This window comes from uncultured Microbacterium sp. (genome assembly GCF_963521695.1).
In the GTDB taxonomy this organism is placed as follows: Bacteria; Actinomycetota; Actinomycetes; order Actinomycetales; family Microbacteriaceae; genus Microbacterium.
This window is the reverse complement of record NZ_CAUQWC010000162.1, coordinates 1-8,254: the sequence shown is the minus strand read 5'-3', so window position 1 is coordinate 8,254 and position 8,254 is coordinate 1. Positions and strand designations below refer to the sequence as shown.

The following is an 8,254-nucleotide window of genomic DNA, read 5'->3' as shown; positions in this document are numbered from 1 at the left end:
GCCCTTCAGCTCGACGGTGGCCGGCGAATGGTCGCTGACGATCGCGTCGATGGTTCCGTCGATGACCCCCGCCCACAGCAGGTCGCGGTTGTCGCCGCCGCGGATCGGCGGGCAGCATTTGAACGCCCCCGCGCCGTCGGGCACGTCTTCGGCGTCGAGGGTCAGATAGTGCGGACACGTCTCGACCGTGAGGCGTACGCCCTCGGCCTTCGCCGCACGCACGTCATCGAGCGCGCCGCCGTCGGAGACGTGCACGATGTGCGCGCGGGCCCCGGTGCGACGTGCTGCGTCGATCACCCGGCGGATCGCGGCGCGTTCGCTGAGCGGCGGGCGACTGGCCTCGAAGTCGCGGTAGCGGGGTCCGAGCGCGCCGTCGGCGTGCAGATGCGCGGGGTCTTCGGCGTGCACGATGAGCAGGCCGTCGAAATCGGCGAGCTCGGCGAGGCATCGCTCGAGCTGGTCGGTGTCGAGGTACCCGAACTCGTCGATGCCGCTCGGCGACAGGAAGCACTTGAACCCCACGACCCCGGCCTCGTAGAGCGTGCGCAGCGATCCGAGGTTCTCGGGCACGGCGCCGCCCCAGTACGCCACGTCGACCGCCAGCTTTCCCACCGCGGCCTGGCGCTTGGCATCCAGAGCTTCGGGGGTGGTGGTGACGGGCGAGCTGTTCAGCGGCATGTCGACCACCGTCGTGACCCCACCGGCCGCCGCGGCAGCGGTCCCCGTCGCGAACCCCTCCCACTCGGTGCGGCCGGGTTCGTCGAGATGCACGTGCGAGTCGACGAGCCCGGGCAGGAGCACCGCGTCGCCGGGCAGCACGGTGGTGGCGGCCGCATCGAAGGGCTCGACGGCGGTGATCACCCCGTCGTCGATCACGACGGTGGCGGGGCTGAAGGCGCCGTCGAGGTAGACCCGTCGGGCGGCGATCCGTGTGCTCATGTCGTTCACGCTAGGCGCCCCGCGTTTCCTGAATGTAACCGTCATCAACATTCATGCGAAAACCGGGAGATCGCCCGCCTGGGGAGGAAGAGCGCGGGTCGGCGCCCCCGGATCGGCCGACGCCTCACCGGGGCCCGGGGTGTGCACCGGGTCGTCCCCCGGACGCCCCACTGCACGAAGCCCGCCCCGGTCCGCCGGCACCGAACCCGTGGCCGCGGCGCCCACGAACGGCCGCGGCGGCCGCGCGTACTCGTCACGTTTGCTGGTCCGAAGACCCATACGCACCATTCCGGATGCCATGCCCACCGCCGCCGCGACCCCGTCGACGACCGGCACGCCGATGCGCTCCGTGAGTTCCGTGCACAGGTCGGCCATGCCGGCGCAGCCGAGCACGATCACGTCGGCGCCGTCGGCGGCAGCGCGCGCACCGTACCGCTCGATGGTTTTGACGGCCTCGGATCCCGTGTCCTCGAGGTCGAGCACCGGGATCCCGGTCGCCTCCAGCGACACGCACGCACGCTCCATGCCGTACCGGGTGACGAGGTCCTCGGCCCGACCGAGCGTGCGGCTGAGGGTCGTGACGACCCCGAAATGCCGACCCGACACCGCCGCCAGGTGCATCGCCGCCTCGGCGATGCCGACCACCGGGGCCTCCACGATCTCGCGCGCCGCGTCGAGGCCCGGGTCGCCGAAGCACGCGATGACGTACGCATCGGCGGGGCCGGGGCCGTCGCGATCGGCCTGGATCGCCTCGATCACGGCCGCCGCCGCAGCGATCTCATCGGTGTGGCTCTCGATCGCGGCGGCACCGACCTCGGGACACACGGCTTCGATGAGCACGTCGGGCCCCGCCACCTCCCGGGCGGCTTCGGCGATCTTCTCCGTCATCGCCCGGGAGGTGTTGGGGTTGATCAGCATGATCCTCACGCGAGCGCCTCGCGGGAGTGTCCGGCGGTCGGTCGCGGATGCGTGGACGCCGGGGTCGCGGCGTCCGGAACCTCGTCCAGGCGCACCCGGGCCGAGCCCGGCGCGGCATCCTGAGCCGTCGGTGCGAGCACCGCACCCGACGCCGACGCTGCGGTCCCGGCATCCTGAACCGTCTGCGCGAGCAACGGAACCTCGGATGCCGCGTCGTCGGCGACCGCGTCGACCGTGCCGTCGGAGATGCCCTCAGTTTCGCCGTCGAACGTCGGGATGCGGGGGTCGAGGCGCTCGAAGAACAGGAACAGCACGTACCCCAGTCCGCAGCCGATGAACCAGCTGTAGTCGCTGATCCACGAGACGTTGAAGAGTGCCAGATCGGCGAACAGCTTCGGGAAGATCGCGATCGCGACCGTCGGAACACCCGCGGCGATGACCGCCTTGACCGCGTTGGGGTTGAAGCCGTTGCGGTACCAGTAGGGGCCGGCGGTGTCCATCGTGAACATCGCGTCGACCTTCACGCGCTGGCGGGCGGCAATGTAGTACCCGGCGATCAGGATGCCGAAGAGCGGGCCGATCAGCGCCCCCAGCACGCCGAGCGAGTAGTGGATGGCGTCGGCGTTGGAGTACCAGTTCCACGGCATGAGGAACGTCGAACCGACGGCGGCGATCATTCCACCCGCGCGCCACGAGATCTTCTTCGGGGCGACGTTGGAGAAGTCGAACGCGGGCGAGATGAAGTTGGCGACGATGTTGATGCCGACCGTGGCGGTGACGAAGGTCAGGCCGCCGAGGAGGATCGCAAAGGCGGTGTCGATGCGCTCGACGGTCGCGATCGGATCGGTGATGAGCGAGCCGAACACCGGGACGGTCGCGGACGCCGTGATCACGGTCAGCAGCGAGAAGAAGAGGAAGTTGATGGGAAGGCCCCAGAAGTTGCCCTTCTTGACCGCCGCGAAGCTCTTGCCGTAGCGGGCGAAGTCGCCGAAGTTCAGCATCGGGCCCGAGAAGTACGACACGACCAGCGCGACGGCGGCGAACATCACCGGGATCGACGCCCAGAAGTCGAGTTGCGTGGTCGAGAGGGTGAACGAGATGTTCTGGATGCCCGCCTGCGAGACGAGGTAGATCGCGAGCACGATCATGACGAGGTACACCGCGGGACCGGCCCAGTCGATGAAGCGGCGGATGACCTCCATGCCGTTCCAGAAGAGGAGGAACTGCGCGGTCCACAGGATCGCGTACGAGATCCAGCCGAGGGCCGACAGCCCCGCGAACGACACGTCGAGCAGGGCCGCCGACCCCGGAATGAACTTCAGGAACACGATGTTCAGCGACTCGGCCGCCAGGAACGTCTGCACGCCGTACCAGGCGATCGCGATGAGGCCGCGGATGATCGCCGGGATGTTGGCGCCTCGGATGCCGAACACCACGCGGTTGATGACGGGGTAGGGCACGCCCGTCTTCTGGCTGGGCTTGGCGACCATGTTGGCGAAGAGCTGCACGATGACGATGCCGACGATCAGCGCCACCAGCACCTGCCACGACTGCAGGCCGAGCGCGAAGAGCGAGCCCGCGGTGACGTAGCCGCCGACGGAGTGCACGTCGCTCATCCAGAACGCGAAGATGTTGTAGCTCGACCACTTCTGCTTCCGCAGCGGCGCCAGGTCTTCGTTGGCGAGGCGGTCGTCGTAGTGCGGCAGCATGTTGCCGCCTCCGTGGGGGTGGCCGGCGGCCTCCACCAGATCATGGGGGCCGGTGAGCGGTGTCGTCGTCATGTCATTCCTCTCAGGACGATGGATGCCACGACGTGGAGTCCGCGGCCGGAGTGGAGCTCTGATGTGAAGTTATGGGTTCACACTGCTCGCTTGGTTTCGCTCATGTAACGGGCGTGTGAAGTCACACCTTCACGCAAGAGGCGTCCATAGACTCGGGGCATGACGCAGCCCGCCGCCGTTGACGATGCCCGCGTCGCGCCCGTCGACACCGCCGGTGCCCGATCCGAGCTCGTGCCCGCGGTCCCCGACTCGGGCGCACCCGCCGAGGCGTCGGTCGGCGCACGCATCCGCGACCTGCGTCAGGCTCGCGGCATCTCCGCCCGCGCGCTCGCGAAGACGCTCGGCATCTCCCCCAGCGCCGTCTCGCAGATCGAGCGGGGGGTCATGCAGCCGAGCGTCTCGCGGCTCATCGCCATCACCGACGCCCTCGGGGTCCCCCTCGTGGCGGCCTTCGACCCGGCATCCGACCGGCCCGTCGACCCCGTCGGCCCCTCGGGCTTCACGCTGCAGCGCGCGGGGCAGACGCCCGACATCGTGCTCGACAGCGGGGTGTCGTTCCGACGCCTCACGCCCGGTTCGTCGCCGGGCATCGACTACTTCGAGTCGATCTACCCGCCCGGCGCCGCCGCCCACGGCGCCGACGGCCTCTTCCATCACGAGGGGTACGAGGTCGGCACGGTCGTGGCGGGCGAGCTCACCATCGACTTCGAGGCCGAGCGGGTCATCCTGCGCGCGGGCGACGCGATCAGCTACCCCTGCTCGGTCCCCCACCGCCTGCACAACACCGGCTCCGACGACGCCGTTGCGCACTGGTTGATCGTGCACGCCTGACACGTCCGCCCGGGGAGGGGGTACCGTCGCCCTGGCGCCCGCGTGGTGCGGCGAACTCGGCCGGCTGAGTCATCGACGCGCCTCCGGGGCGCTGAATGTGCAACGGGGCGACCGTTGCACACCCCACTGCACATCGCGCGCCCCGAACGCGCCCACACCCCACCCACGCCCGGCGAAATGTTCCCCACAGCAACATTGCTGACACATCCCGCCACAGCCCTGTAACGCGCGCCGCCTAGCCTGGTCGGCATGCACCTGCAGGAGTTCCATGCCCTCGACGACGCGGATGCCGCGGCGGTGGCCCGCGTCTGGGCCGACGTGCCGGGGTGGGTCGACGCCGTCGTGGCCGGCCGGCCCTATGCGAACGTCGACGCCCTCGCCTCCTACGCCGGCGACCTCGCCGCGACCTGGTCGCCCGCCGACCTCGAGGCGGCGCTGCACGCCCACCCCCGCATCGGAGGGAAGGTCTCGGGCGACGGCGCCGAGGCCTCGGCATCCCGTCGCGAACAGGGCTCGATGAGCACCGCCGCCGATGACGACGTCGCCGCGATCGCGGCCGGCAACGCCGCCTACGAGGAGCGGTTCGGCCGCGTCTTCCTCATCCGCGCGGCCGGTCGCACCCCTGGTGAGATGCGCGCCGAGCTCGAGCGTCGCCTCGGCACCGACCCCGCCACCGAGACCATCGAGGCCACCCGCCAGCTCGCCGAGATCGCGCTGCTGCGGCTGCGCACGACCTTCGCCGACGACGCCCCCACCGAACCCGAGGCCGCGGAATGACCCACGTCACCACCCACATCCTGGATGCCACCACCGGCACGCCCGCATCCGGCGTCGCCGTGACGCTGGCCCCCCTCGACGGCGCGACGATCGAGGAGGCCACCACCGACGCCGACGGCCGCCTCGCCCTCGGCCCCGAGCGCCTCGACGATGGCGACTACGCGCTGACCTTCGGCACCGGAGCGTACTTCCGCGAGCGCGGCGCGACCTCGTTCCACCCCGTCGTGACGGTGGCGTTCACCGTCTCGGGCGACGCGCACCTGCACGTGCCGCTGCTGCTGAGCCCGTTCGCCTACTCGACCTACCGTGGCAGCTGAGGAGCGTCATGAAGGTCATCGTCATCGGAGCGGGCGTGGGCGGAACCTCCGCCGCCCTCGCGCTGCAGAAGCTCGGCCACGAGGTCGTGGTCTACGACCGCATGCGCGAGAACCGCCCGGTCGGGGCGGCGCTGTCACTGTGGTCCAACGGCGTGAAGGTGCTGAACTGGCTCGGCCTCGGCCCGCAGGTCGCCGCGCTCGGCGGGCGGATGGACGACATGGCGTACTACGACGGGCACACCGGCGACGAGCTCTGCCGCTTCAGCCTCGCCCCCGTCACCGAGCAGACCGGCCAGCGGCCCTACCCCGTCGCCCGCGCCGACCTGCAGCAGATGATGATGGATGCCGTGGGCTCGGCGAACATCCGCCTCGGCAAGCAGCTGGTCGCCGTCGCCGACGACGGCGCGACGGTCACCGCCACCTTCGCCGACGGCTCCACCGACACCGCCGACCTGCTGATCGGTGCCGACGGGGCCCGCTCGCTCGTGCGCGACTACGTCACCGAGCCGACCGGCATCCGTCCGCAACGGTCCTATTCCGGTTACGTCAACTACAACGGCCTCGTGAAGGCCGACGAGCGGATCGGGCCGCTGGATCAGTGGACCACCTACGTCGGCGACGGCAAACGGTGCGCGGTCATGCCCGTCGCGGGCGACCGGTTCTACTTCTTCGTCGACGTACCGGGCCCCTCGGGCGTGGTGGAGGACCGCATGGCCGCCCTCGAGGCCGCGTTCGGGTCGTGGGGAGCCCCCGGCGTGCGGGCGCTGCTCGACGGCATCGACCCCGACGAGTCGCTGAACCGCGTGGAGATCTGGGACATCGACCCCTTCGACACATGGGTGCGCGGGCGCGTGGCGATCCTCGGCGATGCCGCCCACAACACCGCGCCCGACATCGGGCAGGGCGCGTGCTCCGCGCTGGAAGACAGTTTCGCCCTCGGCATCGTCTTCGCGACCTCGACCCTCGGAGTCGAGGACTCGCTGAAGCGCTACGCGCGCATCCGCACCGAGCGGGCCGGCGACCTGGTGATGCGCGCCCGCAAGCGCGCCCACGAGACCCACGCCTTCGACCTCGCGGCGACGCAGGCCTGGTACGACGGCCTTCGGCGCGAGGACGGCACGGGAGTCATCCGCGGCATCGTCGGCAACATCGAGGGAAGCCCCGTCGAGCTCGGCGCGAGCGTGATGCGCTGACGCACGCACCCTTGTCCCACATTCGGCGGCTCTGACACCGCGCAAGCCGCCGTTTCTGGGACATGGTCCGCCAGAAGTGGGACATGGCTCGCAAGGAGCGGGACGCGATCCACGCTGAGGCGATGTGAAGCCGAGCCGTGCGTGTGACCTCGCGTGACGGTGACCCGCAGGAGCCGGCGGAGGGGCGTGGCAACGTGGGGGCGACGCAACCGACCCCGCGACGCCTCCGGGAGGCACCATGTCCGAGTACTTCGACCGCACCGCCGACAAGACCTACACGAAGGTCTACAAGGCCGAGACGCCCGACATCCTCGCCGCGTTCGCCGCGTTCGACCAGGCCGTGTTCGCCCCCGAAGGCCGCGCCATTCCGCTGAAGTACCGGGAGCTGATCGCGCTGGCGGTCGGCATCACCACGCAGTGCGTCTACTGCATCGACGGCCACTCGCAGAACGCGGTGAAGGCCGGTGCGACCGAGGCCGAGCTCGCCGAAGCGGCGTGGGTCGCCACCGCCATCCGCGCCGGCGGCGGGTACGCCCACGGACGCCTCGCGTTCAAGCTCGCCGACGACGCCCGCCCGCACCAGCACTGACCTCGTGACCGACGCTTCCTCGCCGTCGATCGACGCCGTCGAACCGGGCGCACCTCGACCCGCCGGATCCCCGTCCGGCGCGGTGCGACCCGAGAGCGCCCACCCCCGCACACGCGAAACGCGCGCATCCGAGCCCGGCACGCCCGACTCCGACGCCCTCGAGGCGGGGGCCCTCGCGTTCATCCGCGACCTGATCCGCATCGACAGTGTCAACACGGGCGAGGCCGCGACCATCGGTGACGGCGAGACGCGTGCGGCCCGCTACGTCGCGGAGCGCCTCGACGAGGTCGGCTACGACACGGTCCTCGTCGAACCGCGGCCGGGACGCGCGAGCGTGATCGCACGTCTGTCCGGCTCGGATCCGGATGCCGGGGCCCTCGTCGCCCACGCCCACCTCGACGTGGTGCCGGTCGAGGCCGAGAACTGGACGCATCCGCCCTTCGGGGCCGAGATCCACGACGGCATCCTGTACGGCCGGGGCGCGGTGGACATGAAGGACTTCGTCGGAATGCTGCTCGCGATCGCGCGGGCGTTCCGGCGCGACGGGATCGTTCCGCGGCGCGACCTGATCTTCGCGTTCTTCGCCGACGAGGAGGCCGGGGGCGTCTGGGGCGCGCGGTGGATCGTCGAGAACCGGCCCGAGCTGTTCGCCGGGGCGACCGAGGCGCTGAGCGAGGTGGGCGGGTTCTCGATCCCCCTGCCCGGCAACCGCCGCGCCTACCTCGTCGCCACCGCCGAGAAGGGCGTGACGGTGGCCACCCTGACGGCCCGGGGCTCCGCGGCGCACGGCTCGCGCCCGACCACCGACAACGCCGTCGTCCGCGTCGCGCGCGCCGTGGCCGCCGTCGGTGCGCCCCGCGTCCCCGTGGGGCGCCCCCCCCCGCTAAAACGCTTCCTCGAGGTCTACGG

Annotated in this window: 9 protein-coding genes; 6 read left to right on the top strand and 3 right to left on the bottom strand. The window is 70.9% G+C overall.

The features are described from left to right. The 3 genes from allB to RWP81_RS11900 form a co-directional block, all read right to left on the bottom strand. Positions 1-939: allantoinase AllB (gene allB, locus RWP81_RS11910; RefSeq protein WP_399540590.1), on the bottom strand; the 939-nt coding region annotated here is incomplete at its 3' end. 51 nt (positions 940-990) lie between these two features. Then, entirely contained in the window at positions 991-1,857 is an 867-nt protein-coding gene (locus tag RWP81_RS11905; RefSeq protein ID WP_314456365.1) for an aspartate/glutamate racemase family protein, read from the bottom strand. Positions 1,858-1,862: 5 nt separating this feature from the next. Continuing rightward, positions 1,863-3,638, bottom strand: coding sequence for an NCS1 family nucleobase:cation symporter-1 (locus RWP81_RS11900; RefSeq protein WP_314456361.1), 1,776 nt, complete (start codon positions 3,636-3,638; stop codon positions 1,863-1,865). A gap of 159 nt (positions 3,639-3,797) precedes the next feature. Here RWP81_RS11900 and RWP81_RS11895 point away from each other — a divergent pair, with 159 nt between their 5' ends. The 6 genes from RWP81_RS11895 to RWP81_RS11870 all read left to right on the top strand — a co-directional run. Continuing rightward, a complete protein-coding gene (locus RWP81_RS11895) occupies positions 3,798-4,469 on the top strand; it encodes an XRE family transcriptional regulator (protein ID WP_314456359.1) in 672 nt (223 codons plus the stop codon). Between the two features lie 249 nt (positions 4,470-4,718). Next, positions 4,719-5,246, top strand: coding sequence for a 2-oxo-4-hydroxy-4-carboxy-5-ureidoimidazoline decarboxylase (gene uraD, locus RWP81_RS11890; protein WP_314456356.1), 528 nt, complete (start codon positions 4,719-4,721; stop codon positions 5,244-5,246). Continuing rightward, a complete protein-coding gene (gene uraH, locus RWP81_RS11885; RefSeq protein ID WP_314456354.1) occupies positions 5,243-5,563 on the top strand; it encodes a hydroxyisourate hydrolase in 321 nt (106 codons plus the stop codon). The genes uraD and uraH overlap by 4 nt, the downstream gene beginning before the upstream one ends. Before the next feature lie 8 nt (positions 5,564-5,571). Beyond that, the gene (gene hpxO / locus RWP81_RS11880; RefSeq protein ID WP_314456352.1) at positions 5,572-6,756 is read left to right on the top strand and encodes an FAD-dependent urate hydroxylase HpxO; all 1,185 of its coding nucleotides are present in this window, start codon (positions 5,572-5,574) and stop codon (positions 6,754-6,756) included. Between the two features lie 238 nt (positions 6,757-6,994). Continuing rightward, on the top strand, positions 6,995-7,345 hold the full coding sequence (locus RWP81_RS11875) for a carboxymuconolactone decarboxylase family protein (protein WP_055959812.1): 351 nt from the start codon (positions 6,995-6,997) through the stop codon (positions 7,343-7,345). A 4-nt stretch (positions 7,346-7,349) separates the two neighbouring features. Next, positions 7,350-8,254 (top strand): M20/M25/M40 family metallo-hydrolase (locus RWP81_RS11870; RefSeq protein WP_314456347.1); only part of this gene is annotated, 905 nt, incomplete at its 3' end.